Source organism: Flavobacterium sp. UM26 (genome assembly GCF_057922445.1).
Window position 1 is genome coordinate 160,706 of the sequence record NZ_JBVHCY010000002.1, and the last position, 14,719, is coordinate 175,424.

Annotated in this window: 16 protein-coding genes; 10 read left to right on the forward strand and 6 right to left on the reverse strand. The window is 36.0% G+C overall.

From position 1 onward, the window contains the following. Positions 1–172: 172 nt before the first annotated feature. The 6 genes from ACZ1AQ_RS03095 to ACZ1AQ_RS03120 all read right to left on the reverse strand — a co-directional run bounded on the left by ACZ1AQ_RS03095 (position 173) and on the right by ACZ1AQ_RS03120 (position 6,307). Positions 173–1,552, reverse strand: a complete 1,380-nt coding sequence (locus tag ACZ1AQ_RS03095) for a Gfo/Idh/MocA family protein (protein ID WP_489631483.1) — start codon at positions 1,550–1,552, stop codon at positions 173–175. Positions 1,553–1,841: 289 nt separating this feature from the next. Continuing rightward, on the reverse strand, positions 1,842–2,882 hold the full coding sequence (locus tag ACZ1AQ_RS03100; protein WP_489631484.1) for a LacI family DNA-binding transcriptional regulator: 1,041 nt from the start codon (positions 2,880–2,882) through the stop codon (positions 1,842–1,844). A 98-nt stretch (positions 2,883–2,980) separates the two neighbouring features. Beyond that, on the reverse strand, positions 2,981–3,394 hold the full coding sequence (locus tag ACZ1AQ_RS03105; RefSeq protein WP_489631485.1) for an RrF2 family transcriptional regulator: 414 nt from the start codon (positions 3,392–3,394) through the stop codon (positions 2,981–2,983). Between the two features lie 401 nt (positions 3,395–3,795). Further along, a complete protein-coding gene (locus ACZ1AQ_RS03110) occupies positions 3,796–4,194 on the reverse strand; it encodes a c-type cytochrome (protein WP_489631486.1) in 399 nt (132 codons plus the stop codon). 174 nt (positions 4,195–4,368) lie between these two features. Continuing rightward, positions 4,369–5,949 carry an NADP-dependent glyceraldehyde-3-phosphate dehydrogenase gene (locus ACZ1AQ_RS03115; RefSeq protein ID WP_489631487.1) on the reverse strand — a complete coding sequence of 527 codons (1,581 nt, stop codon included), beginning with the start codon at positions 5,947–5,949 and terminating at the stop codon, positions 4,369–4,371. Positions 5,950–5,992: 43 nt separating this feature from the next. Continuing rightward, positions 5,993–6,307 (reverse strand): rhodanese-like domain-containing protein, encoded by a 315-nt coding sequence (locus ACZ1AQ_RS03120; RefSeq protein WP_489631488.1) that lies wholly within the window; start codon positions 6,305–6,307, stop codon positions 5,993–5,995. 282 nt (positions 6,308–6,589) lie between these two features. Here ACZ1AQ_RS03120 and ACZ1AQ_RS03125 point away from each other — a divergent pair, with 282 nt between their 5' ends. The 10 genes from ACZ1AQ_RS03125 to cydB all read left to right on the forward strand — a co-directional run bounded on the left by ACZ1AQ_RS03125 (position 6,590) and on the right by cydB (position 14,717). Further along, on the forward strand, positions 6,590–7,219 hold the full coding sequence (locus tag ACZ1AQ_RS03125) for a Crp/Fnr family transcriptional regulator (protein WP_489631489.1): 630 nt from the start codon (positions 6,590–6,592) through the stop codon (positions 7,217–7,219). Between the two features lie 124 nt (positions 7,220–7,343). After that, positions 7,344–8,129 (forward strand): sulfite exporter TauE/SafE family protein, encoded by a 786-nt coding sequence (locus ACZ1AQ_RS03130; RefSeq protein WP_489631490.1) that lies wholly within the window; start codon positions 7,344–7,346, stop codon positions 8,127–8,129. 78 nt (positions 8,130–8,207) lie between these two features. Further along, positions 8,208–9,623 (forward strand): MBL fold metallo-hydrolase, encoded by a 1,416-nt coding sequence (locus ACZ1AQ_RS03135; RefSeq protein WP_489631491.1) that lies wholly within the window; start codon positions 8,208–8,210, stop codon positions 9,621–9,623. Positions 9,624–9,770: 147 nt separating this feature from the next. Further along, entirely contained in the window at positions 9,771–9,968 is a 198-nt protein-coding gene (locus tag ACZ1AQ_RS03140) for a YgaP family membrane protein (protein WP_489631492.1), read from the forward strand. After that, entirely contained in the window at positions 9,965–10,810 is an 846-nt protein-coding gene (locus ACZ1AQ_RS03145) for a methyltransferase domain-containing protein (protein WP_489631493.1), read from the forward strand. Before ACZ1AQ_RS03140 ends, ACZ1AQ_RS03145 begins: the two co-directional genes overlap by 4 nt. A 706-nt stretch (positions 10,811–11,516) precedes the next feature. Then, positions 11,517–11,705 (forward strand): hypothetical protein, encoded by a 189-nt coding sequence (locus ACZ1AQ_RS03150; protein WP_489631494.1) that lies wholly within the window; start codon positions 11,517–11,519, stop codon positions 11,703–11,705. Positions 11,706–11,712: 7 nt separating this feature from the next. After that, positions 11,713–12,015 (forward strand): thioredoxin, encoded by a 303-nt coding sequence (trxA, locus tag ACZ1AQ_RS03155; RefSeq protein WP_489631495.1) that lies wholly within the window; start codon positions 11,713–11,715, stop codon positions 12,013–12,015. After that, positions 12,012–12,206, forward strand: a complete 195-nt coding sequence (locus ACZ1AQ_RS03160; protein WP_489631496.1) for a DUF6132 family protein — start codon at positions 12,012–12,014, stop codon at positions 12,204–12,206. The genes trxA and ACZ1AQ_RS03160 overlap by 4 nt, the downstream gene beginning before the upstream one ends. 107 nt (positions 12,207–12,313) lie before the next feature. Beyond that, positions 12,314–13,654, forward strand: coding sequence for a cytochrome ubiquinol oxidase subunit I (locus tag ACZ1AQ_RS03165; protein WP_489631497.1), 1,341 nt, complete (start codon positions 12,314–12,316; stop codon positions 13,652–13,654). Positions 13,655–13,679: 25 nt separating this feature from the next. Then, positions 13,680–14,717 carry a cytochrome d ubiquinol oxidase subunit II gene (gene cydB, locus ACZ1AQ_RS03170; protein WP_489631498.1) on the forward strand — a complete coding sequence of 346 codons (1,038 nt, stop codon included), beginning with the start codon at positions 13,680–13,682 and terminating at the stop codon, positions 14,715–14,717. Positions 14,718–14,719 lie beyond the last annotated feature (2 nt).

A 14,719-nucleotide genomic window follows, 5' to 3' on the forward strand; every position in this document is an offset into this window, starting at 1 on the left:
TTTTTTTATAAAACAAACCCCAATAGAGCGACCAACGGAAGCTCCTTTTGGGGTTATGTTTTATGAACGGGTTCCTGCGGACTTGTAGTGGATAGCCTGCCCGGACAGCCAACTACTTATCTTAAAGTAATAAAGTAGAAAAACCTTGTCTTAAAAAAACAATTAGGTATTGTTATTTGGAAAATTCTACTTTTTTTAGTTTTTCCCATCCGCCACGTGTGAAATCAGGAATTTGAACAGGTGCCGAATTATTATCTAATGATAGCTCGGTAAGCGGCGCCAAACATGACCACTCAGCCAAATCGTAAACGTCCATATCTAGTGGTAATCCGTTTTGCAAACAATAGATCAAACGATAATCCATGATGTAATCCATTCCGCCGTGCCCTCCTACTTTCTTAGCTTTTTCTTCGATATCGACTACAATTGGGTTTTTGTACTTTTTCATTAAAGCTTCTTTTACTTCTTTGGGTACGAAACTATGGGCGTTTAAATTTTCATGATTTGGCGCTACATCTTTGTCTAGGTTTTTAGAATCCAGAGCATAACCTTCTAATGGATATTTGTTGGCAAACCCTTTGGTACCCGTTAATTGATACATTCTTGAATAAGGTCTTGGGTTAGCCACATCGTGTTGTATGTGAATAGTTTTGCCTTTTTCGGTACGAATCATGGTCATGGTATGATCGCCATTGCGAAAATCTTTCAACTCTTGTCCTTTGGTTTCTTTTATGAATGCAGGAATCCCCACCGCTTTGGTATCCATAGACACTAAATAATTCATTTTGTCGCCACGATGGATATTCAAGGCCAAACAAGCTGGTCCCATACCATGAGTTGCATAAATATCGCCACGATGTTTGGTATTGTAATCTAAGCGCCAATTGTTCCAATATTCACCCCAAAACGGTTCTAAATTATGAATGTAAGCTCCTTCAGCGTGCAAAATTTCACCAAAAACTCCTTGCTGTGCCATATTCAATGTGGTTAATTCAAAAAAATCGTAGACACAATTTTCTAACTGCATGCAATGTTTACGGGTCTTCTCGGAGGTATTGATTAAGTCCCAAATTTCGTCCATCGTCATGGCACCAGGTACTTCAATGGCAACGTTTTTTCCATCTTTCATAGCTTGTACTCCAATTTGTGCATGATGTTTCCAATCGGTAGCAATATATACCAAATCTACATTGGGAAGAGCTGTTACTTGACGCCAAGCGTTTTCATTGCCAAAAAATTCTTTGGCCTTTGGGAAACCATTTTTTACTAAAGTCTCGTTGGATGCTTTTGTATTGGATTCGAGCATATCACAAAGTGCCACTATTTCTACACCTGGAATTTGTGTCATGCGCTCTACTGCCCCAGAACCTCTCATACCTAAGCCTATAAAAGCTATCCTTACCGTTGGAATTGGAGCAATAGCCAAACGCAATACATCGGTTTGTCCTTTGGGACGTTTGGGAGTTGGTGTTTTTATCATCTGCGCATTGACATGCGTCCATCCAAGAAAAAGACAAAAAACAAGAATAAAATTAATACAACGCGTTTTCATAATGATTTATAGTTAGTTGATTTATTGTTAATGATAGACTAAAACTCAAAAGCTAACAGCATAAAAATACAAATAATTGATATCGAATAAATTACAACAAAACAATCTCTTGGTAATTTAAAAAAAGCATTTATTCTAAGTTTCTTTTTGCAATGCTAGGGAACGAAACTAGCTATTCTAAAGTAAAAAAACAAGGATTTCTACAAATAATGTGTTCGAACACATTGTACAAAAAAAGGAAATCGAAGGTAGTTACATAAAACAGAACTTAAGAGCGATTTTTTGAAAATTAATCAATATAAAAAGAAGCGTTTTCTGTATTTATAATATCGATGGGTAAAAATTTTTGTGAAGGAATATTTTTTTCAAAAAGGAAATTTTCAACCAATGCATTGATGGCTAAGTAGACTTGTTCTTTGGGTTTTTGATGGATCAGAAATTCAATCACTTCATCATTTAGGTATTCGATATTAGCCGCAATCAAGTCATACCCAATGATACGCAAACCTTTGTACTGGTGTTTTTTAACAATTTTAGCGACTTGATAAGCTTTGGATGTAGTCACAAAAAAACCGACAATATTTGGATTAATGCTCAAAATTTGTGTCAATTGTTTTTCTATAGTAACACTTTCGAGTATTAAGGTTGATATTCTCAAACCATGATTTTGTTTTTCATCAAAATAGGCTCTGAATCCTTTCTCCTTTTCTTGCATATGAACCGCATTTTGAAAGGTTTCGTCTAAATGCACAATGAAAATTTCACCAGTATCTACTATAGCATTCATCAATTTGGCAGCTACTCTTCCGCTTAGATACAAATCTTGACCAACAAAACTTTGGATACAATCTGATTCTACTTGAGTATTAAATACTGTAACTCGAATACCTTGTGCATAAAAATCGGCTACCGCATCTTTGGTCTCTTGATGAAACAAAGGTGCCAACAAAACAACATTAGGTGTTAGTGCCAATACCTCTTTGCAAATTGCTAAAAATGAAGCTGTGCTATTGGGGTCGAAGTAAAAAGCTTCAATCACCAAACTATACATTTTAAACTCTTTTATAGCCTGTTCTATTCCAGTCAAACAAGGCGCCCAAAAAGGATCTTTTTCAGGATCTGGAAGAATGACACAAAGGTAAAGTGTTTTATTGTTTTTTAAATTCCGTGCTATCAAATTGGGTTGATAATCAATTTCACTTAGCACTCTATTGATGTTTTCTAAAGCTTTAGAAGAAACTTTGCCTCGATTATGCAATACTCTATCAACAGTTCCTTTCGAAACTCCTGCTAGTTGCGCAATATCTTTAATGGTGTATTTTTTATTCATTCAAAGAATACTATCAAGCTTTTGAAAACAGTTAAAAATAATTTTTGATTAGCAATCTATGACATACGTCAAAGGCCAGACATTAGATAACAAAAACATTACAAATCGACCAATGAAGCAATAGTAATTTGTTGCATAGATTTGAGTGTTTCTTCGCGAACAGAAATTAAACCGTGACGCAAATGACAGGTTGCTTCATTTTTGCAATCTGCGCAAGGTTCGTAGAAGTTAAGCGAAGCGCAAGGCAATAAAGCAATGGCTCCATCAAACAAACGGTGAACATCGGCTAACGTAATATCGTGTTTTGATTTCAAAAGATAATACCCGCCTAATTTACCTTGTCTACTTCCTACAAAATGTGCTCGTTTTAAATCTAATAGAATTTGCTCCAAAAATTTTTTGGGAATATTGGCTCCTTCAGAGATTGCAAAAGTCTTGGCTATTTCACCATCCTTTTGTTGAGCCAAATACAAGAGAGCTTTTAAAGCATATTTAGTTTTTTGTGATAGCATTTTGATTATTTTCTGCTAAAATACAAAAAAACCAATACAGCGAATAGAAATTAGTAAAGTGTAATCACTTAGTTTTATAATACTCTATGTATAATAACTTCTTAGGAATCAATAAAAAAACCGTCTCTTTTTTGGTATTCGTAGAGACGGCTTATATAATGACCATTAGCTGATTCTTATCTATAGGTACTAATTCAAATGATAAAATAATTTAAGAACAAATTTACAAAGCCAATAGACTAGTATTGAAACTATAGCTCCTGCTAGCAAAAATGCGAGAAGATTAATCATCACATTCGGAATCAATCGCCATCGATGAGGCACGTACTTGGGCTCACGACTCAATTGTTCCTGTAACTTGGTGGTCACTATTTTTATTTTCTTCTTGATAGGATTTCGATTTATTTTTCGAGTTCACGAATGTAATTTACCAATTCCCATCGTTGATCCTCTGTTAACAACTCTTCATAAGCAGCCATTGGAGGTTTACCATTAGTTATTTTCCAAAAAATTACACCGTCGGATTCTTTTTTTACTTTGAAAGCCAAAAAGTTGGCTGGCTTTTTATCTAATGTTAGTCCTGCTTCTCCATTTCCTTTTCCTTTTATTCCGTGACACAGTACACACATTTGTTCATAAATACGTTTTCCTTCTGCTGCGGCTTTAGCATTTCCTTTGAAAGGATTTTTGAGTGCATCAGCAGTTTTTGGAGCTTTCCAATCTGACTCTTGAGCAAAAGCAAATTGTCCTCCGATGATAAACAAAACCACAACTAATAAATAAGAAAAATTGGTTTTCATAGCGAAATCGATTTAGTATTATTACTCAAATTTATAACAAATACTACTCGAAAAGACTGATAAATATCATTAAAACAAAAATTAGTAAAGATTTATAACATTTTTAGTATAAGAAAATATAAAAAAACGCCTCAATACCAAGGTACGAGGCGTTTAGTTAAGTAAAAAATTAATTTACAATATATAATCCGTATTGATAAAATTGGATTCTTTGCTATTTAATAAATCTTGCAGAATCGCATTATTGTAAGCATTGTCTTTTGACGCTACAAAAGTTCTGATAGAAAATGAACGCAACGCATCATGAATACTCAATGTAGCAACAGCTGAATCTTTTCGTCCAGTAAATGGGAACACGTCTGGACCTCTTTGACAAGAGCTATTTAAGTTTACTCTACAAACCAAATTGACCAAAGTATCAATTAGTGGCGCAATGGTTTTGATGTCTTTTCCAAACAAACTTACTTGCTGTCCGTAATTGGATTCCGCCATGTCATTCAACGGCTCCTGAATGTCTTTGAAAGTTAGAATAGGAACGATTGGTCCAAATTGCTCTTCATGATACACTCGCATGTCTTTATTTACTGGAAAAACAACCGCAGGAAAAATTGAATTTTCGGTTTTTTGCCCCCCTTTGGCATTGATAACTTTTGCCCCTTTGGCGACAGCATCATCAATTAATTCTTGAATATAATTGGGTTTTTCAACTTCTGGAAGTGGTGTAAGCATTACCCCTTTTTCCCATGGATTTCCATATTTTAATTCGTCAACTTTGGCTGCAAAACGCGTATTAAATTCACTTGCAATCGATTCGTGAACATACAATACTTTCAAAGCAGTACAACGTTGTCCGTTGAAGGAAAGAGCACCTGTTATACATTCTTGAATTGCCAAATCCAAATCGGCATCAGGCAAAATGATTGCTGGATTTTTAGCTTCTAAACCTAAAATCAAACGCAAGCGGTTTTTATTTGGGTGCTGGTCTTGTAGAGCAATAGCTGATTTACTGTTACCAATCAAAGCCAATAAATCTACTTTTCCAGATTGCATTACTGGGGTTGCTACCTCTCTTCCACGTCCATATAAAATGTTGATGGCTCCTTTTGGAAAACTACTTCTAAAAGCTTCTAATAAAGGAGAAATCAATAAAACTCCGTGTTTTGCAGGTTTAAAAATTACTGGATTTCCCATAATCAAAGCGGGAATCAGCAATGAAAAAGTTTCATTTAAAGGATAATTATAAGGTCCTAAACAAAGTACAACACCTAGTGGACCGCGACGAACCATGGCATGTATTCCTTGTACTTTTGAAAAATGAGCACTACGACTGTTTAGTTCTTTCAAACTTTCGATGGTGTCATAAATATATTCTACAGTTCGGTCAAACTCTTTTTCGGAATCGCCCAAGGACTTTCCAATTTCCCACATCAACAATTTCACCACTTCTTCTCTTGTTGATTTCATTTGAGAAACGAAGTTTTCCATACATTTGATACGGTCTGCAACCTTCATAGTAGGCCATAAGCCCTGACCATTATTATAAGCCTTGTGTGCAGCATCTACAGCCTCTAAAGCTTCGGCTTCTCCCATAAATGGAATAGAACCTAATAAAGTTGGAGCATAATCTTCAGTAGAGGAAATAGTTGAATATACGGGAGTTGTTTTTCCTGTCCATTTTTTTAACTCACCATTTACGAGATAAGTATCTTGATTGACTAAAGTAGTTATTTGATATTCTTGAGGTATTACATTCATTGATAATAATTTAAAAATTAATATTTAGAAAAACGGCAACGCTTTAGTCTGGCGCTACAATTTCTCCGTTCCAGGCCAAAATACCTCCTAATAAATTATAGGCATTTTCAAAACCTAATTCGTTCATGATTTCACAAGCTTTTGCACTTCTTGCACCAGAACGACAGTACACATAATAATTTTTAGACTTATCCAAAGCTTCTATAGCCGAGATAAACGCCGGACCTTGGTGAATATCTATATTTATAGCCGAAGCAATAATCCCATCATTGTATTCGTCTTCAGTTCTTACATCAAGTATAACTGCATTTGAATCGGCTTCTAATTGCTCAATCCAATCTTCTTGTGTTAAATTCATAGCTCTCTTTTTTTGTAAAATTACAATGTTTTGTAGAAACAAAAAGGCGAAAAAATGTTAAATGGATAATATTTCGTAGAAAACGATATCGTAAATTACAAAAAACAACAAAATTGCATTTTTACAAAATTATCATCAATAAAGCATTATAAATCATAAATAATTGAATTATTTTTTGAATAATAACACAAAAAAAGACATTTACACAACAAAGCTGAAACATTACAATCAATCGATTTTGTGCTATATTTGTAGTACAAAAAAACAACACAACACAACCCCATGAGCTCTTCCCTAAAACAAACTTTTCCCTCATTTTCGAATACATTAATCGACGCAATTGATGAAAATGCCAACGAACAATTTATTTCAGCTGGAACAGTAATTATGCGTACCGGACAGTACATCAAGAATACAATGCTTGTAATTAGTGGGAAGATTAAAATTTATCGCGAAGATGAGGATGGAGGAGAATTTTTCATGTATTATTTACAACCGGGTCAAGCTTGTGCTCTCTCTATGGTGTGTGCTACCAAAAGTGAAAAAAGTCAAATTATGGCCAAGGTAGTCGAAGATGCCGAACTCATTTCGGTGCCTTTAGCATTGATGGACAAATGGATGATGGAGCACCGTTCTTGGTATGAGTTTGTGGTTGCTACGTACCGCAATCGTTTTGAAGAAGTCCTAGAAGTATTGGATAGTGTAGCATTTAGAGCCATGGACGAGCGTTTAGAATTTTATCTAAAACGCCAAGTTGCTTCTTGTGGTTGCAAAGATTTAAAATTATCCCATCAAGAAATTGGCATGGATTTAAATACTTCGAGAGAAGTTATTTCGAGACTCTTAAAAAAAATGGAGCAAAGAGGTTTAGTAAAATTGCATCGCAACCATATCGAAGTTTTGACTAAGTAAATTCCAAAACAACTTCAACTTCCTACTCTAAATTACAAACATTGTGACTTAAAATTCGAATGTGACAAAAATTACCAAAGACTAAAAAGTAAAGTCACATCTTTGCAGCACAAAAAAAAGAAACATGGAATATATTGGCTATTTTGCTTCAATTATTATTGGTCTATCATTGGGACTCATTGGCGGTGGGGGTTCTATATTGACAATTCCTATTTTGGTTTATTTATTCAAAATCGACCCAGAATTGGCAACAAGCTATTCCTTGTTTATTGTTGGATTATCTGCCTTATTTGGTTGTTATAGCCATTATAAAATGGGAAATTTAAAAATAAAAGCCGCTTTATATTTCGCCTTTCCATCGGTCTTTTCAATTCTGATAATACGTGAAGTTATCTTTCCGCAGATTGCTTCTACCTTATTTTCTATTGCTAGTTTTCAAGTTTCGAAAGACTTTTTAATCATGATTGTCTTTTCGGTTTTGATGATATTGGCTGCTGTCTCAATGATAAGAAGAAAGTTACCCGAAATTGTATCGACTTCTACTAATTATGTTCAATTAGGACTTATTGGATTTGTCGTTGGCATTATTACGGGTTTCTTGGGTGCTGGTGGTGGTTTTTTAATTATTCCAGCCTTGCTCTTTTTTGCTAATTTACCTATGAAACAAGCCGTTGGCACTTCGCTTTTAATCATTTTCATCAATTCAGCCATTGGCTTTGGAGGTGATTTATACATCGGAACCCCAATCGATTATACTTTTTTACTCACTATAGCCGCTATGGCTTTTATCGGAATTCTAATTGGGAGTCAGCTCTCTAAAAAAATTGACGGAGCCAAACTCAAACCTCTCTTCGGTTGGTTTATTTTGGTGATGGGCATTTACATCATTACCAAAGAAGTCTTTTTTTAGTCCATAAATATGTAACATTTATCACTTTTTCTATAAAAAATCAATAGTACCTTTGTGTACTCAATAAAACAAAATACCATGCAAATAGAACAAATATATACAGGTTGTTTGGCTCAAGGAGCCTACTATATTACTTCAAATGGAGAAGCGGCTATCATTGACCCGTTGAGAGAAGTACAGCCGTATTTAGACCGTTTGAAACGAGATAACGTTCGTTTAAAATATATTTTTGAAACGCATTTCCATGCTGATTTCGTTTCGGGCCATTTGGATTTAAGCAAAGCTACTAATGCGCCCATTGTATATGGTCCAACTGCAAAACCAGAATTTGAAGCCATTGTAGCTACAGATAAACAGATTTTTGAAATTGGAAACATCAAAATTAAAGTATTGCACACTCCAGGACATACCATGGAAAGTGCAACCTATTTGTTGATTGACGAAACAGGTAAAGAACATGCTATATTTTCTGGAGATACTTTATTTATTGGGGATGTAGGCCGCCCAGACTTGGCACAAAAAGCCTCAGGAATGACACAGGAACAATTGGCAGGCATTTTATTTCATTCGTTAAGAAATAAAATCATGACACTCGCTGACGATGTGATTGTATATCCTGCGCACGGTGCTGGAAGTGCTTGTGGCAAGAACATGAGCAAAGAAACGGTTTCTACAATTGGACAACAAAAAGCCACCAATTACGCCTTAAGAGCCAACATGACCGAAGCCGAATTTATAAAAGAAGTAACCGATGGTTTGCTTCCTCCTCCAGCCTATTTTGGGATGAATGTAGCGATGAATAAAAAAGGCTACGAAAGTTTTGACAAAGTTTTGCATAACGGTATGCAAGCACTTTCTGCAGATGATTTTGAAAGAATTGCTGATGAGACTGGCGCCTTGGTTTTAGATACTCGCAATAGTGGTGATTTTTATAAAGCCTTTATACCACAATCTATTAATATTGGGATTAATGGCGATTTTGCCCCTTGGGTTGGCGCTATGATTGCCGATGTGCAACAACCGCTTCTTTTGGTCACTGAGAAAGGACGTGAAGAAGAAACTGTAACCCGATTGAGTCGTGTGGGTTTTGACCATATTTTAGGGCATCTTGAAGGTGGTTTTGAGTCATGGACAAAAGCCAATAAAGAAATTGACACCATCCATAGGATTTCAGCTGCTGAGTTCGAACAAAAGGTAAACACCGATAAAGATGTTATCATTGATATTAGAAAAGAAAGTGAATACAGTGCAGAACACGTAGCTGATGCATATAATAAACCCTTATCCGCCATAAATGACTGGATAACCACTATCGACCCGAAACAACATTTCTTTATGCATTGTGCAGGTGGATATCGTAGTATGATTGCGGCTTCTATTTTGCAAGCGAGAGGATTTAGAAATTTCACAGAAATTGAAGGCGGTTTTGGCGCTATAGCAAAAACAACAGTTCCTAAAACAGATTTTGTTTGCCAAAGCAAAGTGTTGAAATAAGGTAGAGGTTAGAAATTAGAAGTTAGAAGTTTTGCATTCTTTGCGTAATCCTTAGCGAACCTTGCGGTTAGAAATACAAGAAGTAGATAAAGCTTGGAAAAGACAGTTCTTGAACAAATAGTACATTAACAACTAAAATTAATCATCATGAAAAAAAACATGGGTGTTACCGACAAAAGAATTCGAGTTTTTATAGCCGTCTTGCTTTTTGCGCTATACTATTTCAAAATAATTGAAGGAACTTTAGGGATGATTGGATTAGGATTAGCTTTGATATTTGTGTTAACGAGTTTTATTAGTTTTTGTCCGTTGTATGCGCCATTTGGAATTACAACTTGTAAATGAAAATAAGAATGGAAGGTATTACTTGTTGTGTAAAGAGTTGCGAGAAACCGCTAGACGAATCCTATTGGGATTTACAATACCAATCTGAAACTACGGGTTGGGATTTGGGAACGATTTCTCCACCTATCAAAGCGTATGTTGACCAATTGAAAGACACTACAATTTCGGTATTGATTCCGGGTTGTGGGAATACGTATGAAGCGGAATACCTTTTAGAAAAAGGGTTTACCAACATTACAGTGATTGATATTGCCCCGACTCTGGTTCAAAAATTAAATGAAAAATTCAAAAATACTAATGCTATTCGTGTTATTCACGGGGATTTTTTTGAACATAAGGGTAGCTATGATTTGATTTTGGAACAAACTTTCTTTTGTGCTTTGCCTCCGCAAATGCGTCAAAAATATGTTTGGAAAATGCATCACTTGTTATCCAAAAATGGAAAAATTGCGGGACTACTTTTTAATCGCAGTTTTGAGGTAAGTCCGCCTTTTGGAGGAAATACAACCGAATATGAACAGCTATTTTCGGAAGCTTTTCACCTTAAAATTCTAGAAACATCCTATAACTCGGTTACGCCAAGAGCGCAATCGGAATTGTTTTTTGTCTTTGAGAAAAAATCGGAAGTGATTGTGCAATGTTTCGCTTTGAGTGGCATCACTTGTTCGAATTGCACGAAAACGGTGCTTCAGAAAATTGGAGTTATTCCAGGAGTAATTAATGCACAAATCAACAGCACCTTCAGTGATTTGATTGTTATGAGTACCAACGAAATTTCACTGGAACAATTGAAAGAGGTACTTGCTTATGAACCAGAGTACAGTATTGCGCTTGTTGATTAAACTTTCGTATTGTTGTTTACTTTTAAGAAGATGATTTTTTTACAAGTTTAAGGCTTAAAGTATTTAAAATATACCTACAAGGTTTTGAAATCCTTGCAGGTTGTGAAGCCTACATTTTTTGATATCGGATTTCCTGCAAGGTTTTTTTTGAACCTTGTAGGTATTTATAAAGTATAGATTAGAAATGAAGACCTTTAAGGTTTCAGAAACCTTGAAGGAAATGGAGTTTCAAAAAAGGCCTACAATTTTTTGAAAACCTTAAAGGAAATTGAACTCAAAATATACCTACAAGGTTTTGAAAACCTTGCAGGAAATTGAACTCGGGTTTGCAATATAAAGAATAGCAACAATGAATACTAAGATGCAAATTGCTGCTCCTTAACCCCGATAGCAGCGGCATCCTTTGCTTTTTTTCTTTAAAAAAGCAAAGATATAGCGGATAGCGGGACGATGTTTCCTGAAAAGTCCATTTGTTGCTGTTCCTAAAAAACAATGATTCTGTATGACTATTTATATCTCATACCAAGATAAAAATACCAAAATTAACTTAGCGTCTCTGCGGCTTAGCGAGCCAAAGTTCACGCAAAGACGCAGAGACGCTAAGAACTGAAAATAAAAGTTTGTACATAACTTTCGATTATTAATGTACTCTGTGAGACGGTACCCATTATGAATAATTCTATACTTATAAATCATTGACACGAAAATGAAAACACTTTTATTTACCAATTGGCATTTGATGCGCTGGATACGCTTGGCTTTTGCCCTATTCTTATTTGGAGAGGCTTATGCTACTCGAGAATGGTTTTTTATTGTTTTTGGTTTGTTTTTCTTGCTACAAGCTTTGTTTAACTGGGGTTGCGGGACAAATGGTTGCGCTATTCCTAAAAAATAAATAGACTATGAATGCTTTTCAACAATTGATACAGAAAGACCAACCTGTTTTGGTTGACTTTTTCGCTACTTGGTGTGGTCCTTGCCAAATGCTCGCTCCTATTCTAAAACAAGTAAAGGAAAGCCTTGGAGAACGTATCACGATTATCAAAATTGATGTGGACAAAAATCAAGCGATTGCGGCTCAGTACCAAGTTCGCGGCGTACCCACTATGCTTTTGTTTCAAAACGGGAAACAATTGTGGAGACAATCTGGGGTGGTGAGCAAAGAAGAATTGGTCAAAATTATCGTAGAAAAAAGCAACGCATGAGTAAACAAGGCATAATAGTAACTGCGGTTGGAGTCGCCATTGGATTACTCGCGGGATATTGGTATTATGCAGCCATTGGTTGTTCTTCTGGGAGCTGCGCTATTACCTCAAAACCAATCAATAGCACTTTATACGGTGGGTTATTAGGAGGATTAATTGGCAATTTGTTTGAGAAAAAGCCCAAAAAATAGCTCCAATTTTATCTTGAACAAAAGTTACTTTTTTGATAAATGGCTAAAAAAAGCGGTAATATTTGATAGAAGTCAACTAAATTTGTAGGACTACTAAACACACTACTATGGATGTTGAAATATTAGCTCGAATCCAGTTTGCTTTTACTGTTGCCTTTCATTATATCTATCCGCCTTTGAGCATAGGCATTGGATTGCTTATCGTACTTTTTGAAAGTATTTATATCAAAACTGGCAACAAAGAATACGAAACTCTTACTCGTTTTTGGATTAAAATTTTCGCTTTAACTTTCGGAATTGGTGTTGCCACTGGCATCATTATGGAATTTGAATTTGGCACCAACTGGGCGGTGTATTCGCGTTATGTGGGTGACATTTTTGGTAGTGCACTAGCTGCCGAAGGTCTTTTTGCTTTTGGTCTAGAAAGTACCTTTTTGGGCGTATTGCTCTTTGGTTGGAATCGCGTAAAACCATGGGTGCATTTGGTTTCTACCATTGGTGTATTTTTAGGTTCTATGTTTTCGGCGGTTTGGATTGTAGTGGCTAATTCTTGGCAACAAACCCCAGCAGGCTATCATATCGTAGGTGAAGGCCTGCACGCTCGCGCTGAAGTAACCGATTTTTGGGCGATGGTCTTTAATCCTTCAAGTGTTGACCGATTGATACATACTTGGCAAGGGGCATTTTTGGCAGGGGCATTTTTAGTATTAAGTGTTCATGCCTACTACTTAAAAAAAGGACGCTTTGTTGCCATTTCTAAAAAAGCATTTCCGATTGCGTTGGGAGTAGCTACTTTCTTTTCTTTTACACAATTACTTTCTGGACACAGCTCTGCTGATGGAGTAGCCGTGAATCAGCCAGCAAAATTAGCAGCGATGGAAGGTCATTTTGAAAAAAATGCTCCCGCAGATTTATACCTTGTGGGTTGGGTGAATAAAAAAGACCAAACCGTAACAGGCATAGGTATTCCGGGTGGCTTATCGTTCTTGATTCATCAGGATTTTAAAACGCCTATCAAAGGTTTGAATGATTTTCCAGAACAAGACCGTCCTAGCCAAATCAATGCCGTGTTTCAATTTTACCATATTATGGTGGCTATTGGTTTGTTTTTGATTGCGCTTACTTTTTATGCGAGTTTCTTGTGGTTCAAAGGCAAATTGTTCGAAACCAAATGGCTATTGACTATTTTCTCTTATTCGGTGCTATTGCCTCAAATAGCCAATCAGGTGGGATGGTTTACGGCCGAAATGGGAAGACAACCTTGGGTAGTATATGGTCAGTTAAGAACGAGTCAGGCTTTCTCTCAAGAAGTTTCGGCTAACCAAATTTTATTTTCATTGGTGCTTTTTACGCTAGTATATTCTTTACTTTTGGTTTTATTCCTTTATTCTGTCAATAAAAAAGTAAAACACGGCCCCTATGATTCATCCGACGCTGTTTTAAACTGATTTACTCACCCACAACTTTACACTTATGGAGTATTTTTTAGGCATAGATTATCCCACGCTTTGGTATTTGGTCATTGGACTCTTATTCTCAGGTTACGCGATTTTAGAAGGATTTGATTTTGGTGCAGGTGCTTGGCATTTGTTTTTTAGAAAAGATTTGAGTCGCCGTATAGCCATCAATGCCATTGGTCCGGTTTGGGATGCCAATCAGGTTTGGTTGGTTATTGGAGGCGGGGCATTATTTGCAGGCTTCCCTGTAATGTATGCAACTATGCTTTCTGCCATGTATGTTCCGTTTATGATTTTCTTGTTTTTCAATGTACTTCGTGCGGCTGCTATCAAGTTTAGAAGTGCAGAGGAAATGGTGTGGTGGCGTAAAACTTGGGATATAGTATATAGCACTTCAAGTATAATGATTGCGTTTTTGTTAGGCGTTGTATTGGGTAATATTCTGCAAGGCTTTGCATTAGGCCCTAATTTTAGTTACAAAGGAGGCATCTTTTTTTCCTTTCTTAATCCCTATGCGATTATGGTTGGATTTACTACGCTATCGCTTTTTATGACGCAAGGCGCCATCTATTTATTGCTAAAAACCGAAGGAACTTTACACCAACGCTTGACTTTCCTACTCCGAAGAGGTATGATTTTTTTCATTGTTAGTTTTGGAATCACTTCGCTATACACGCTAATATTCATTCCTGGTGTAACTGAAAATTTTAGAAGCAATCCTATTTATTTCGCGGTTCCAGTGATTTCATTTTTGGCAGTAGCCAATGTACCAAGATTGGTATCCAAAAAACAATACATGCGGGCCTTGATTTTTTCGTCACTGACTATGTCGCTTTTGCTGATTTTGGTAGCCTTGCATTTGTACCCTACCCTATTGATTTCTACCATAAAACCTGAGTACAGTGTTACGATTTATAACGCTGCTTCTTCGCAAAAATCATTAGGAATTATGCTAACTATTGTGGCTATAGGTGCACCATTATTAGCGGCTTACTTTTTCTTTTTATACAAGACCTTTAATGGAAAAGTAAAATTAGACGATACTAGTTATTAAAG

Coding starts and splice junctions, on each gene's coding strand:
- ACZ1AQ_RS03160 (WP_489631496.1), top strand. CDS start 12,012: ATGAGTAAACAAGGCATAATAGTAACTGCGGTTGGAGTCGCCATTGGA.
- ACZ1AQ_RS03100 (WP_489631484.1), bottom strand. CDS start 2,882: ATGAATAAAAAATACACCATTAAAGATATTGCGCAACTAGCAGGAGTT.
- ACZ1AQ_RS03125 (WP_489631489.1), top strand. CDS start 6,590: ATGAGCTCTTCCCTAAAACAAACTTTTCCCTCATTTTCGAATACATTA.
- ACZ1AQ_RS03145 (WP_489631493.1), top strand. CDS start 9,965: ATGAAAATAAGAATGGAAGGTATTACTTGTTGTGTAAAGAGTTGCGAG.
- ACZ1AQ_RS03095 (WP_489631483.1), bottom strand. CDS start 1,552: ATGAAAACGCGTTGTATTAATTTTATTCTTGTTTTTTGTCTTTTTCTT.
- ACZ1AQ_RS03130 (WP_489631490.1), top strand. CDS start 7,344: ATGGAATATATTGGCTATTTTGCTTCAATTATTATTGGTCTATCATTG.
- trxA (WP_489631495.1), top strand. CDS start 11,713: ATGAATGCTTTTCAACAATTGATACAGAAAGACCAACCTGTTTTGGTT.
- ACZ1AQ_RS03110 (WP_489631486.1), bottom strand. CDS start 4,194: ATGAAAACCAATTTTTCTTATTTATTAGTTGTGGTTTTGTTTATCATC.
- ACZ1AQ_RS03165 (WP_489631497.1), top strand. CDS start 12,314: ATGGATGTTGAAATATTAGCTCGAATCCAGTTTGCTTTTACTGTTGCC.
- ACZ1AQ_RS03150 (WP_489631494.1), top strand. CDS start 11,517: ATGAAAACACTTTTATTTACCAATTGGCATTTGATGCGCTGGATACGC.
- ACZ1AQ_RS03115 (WP_489631487.1), bottom strand. CDS start 5,949: ATGAATGTAATACCTCAAGAATATCAAATAACTACTTTAGTCAATCAA.
- cydB (WP_489631498.1), top strand. CDS start 13,680: ATGGAGTATTTTTTAGGCATAGATTATCCCACGCTTTGGTATTTGGTC.
- ACZ1AQ_RS03105 (WP_489631485.1), bottom strand. CDS start 3,394: ATGCTATCACAAAAAACTAAATATGCTTTAAAAGCTCTCTTGTATTTG.
- ACZ1AQ_RS03135 (WP_489631491.1), top strand. CDS start 8,208: ATGCAAATAGAACAAATATATACAGGTTGTTTGGCTCAAGGAGCCTAC.
- ACZ1AQ_RS03140 (WP_489631492.1), top strand. CDS start 9,771: ATGAAAAAAAACATGGGTGTTACCGACAAAAGAATTCGAGTTTTTATA.
- ACZ1AQ_RS03120 (WP_489631488.1), bottom strand. CDS start 6,307: ATGAATTTAACACAAGAAGATTGGATTGAGCAATTAGAAGCCGATTCA.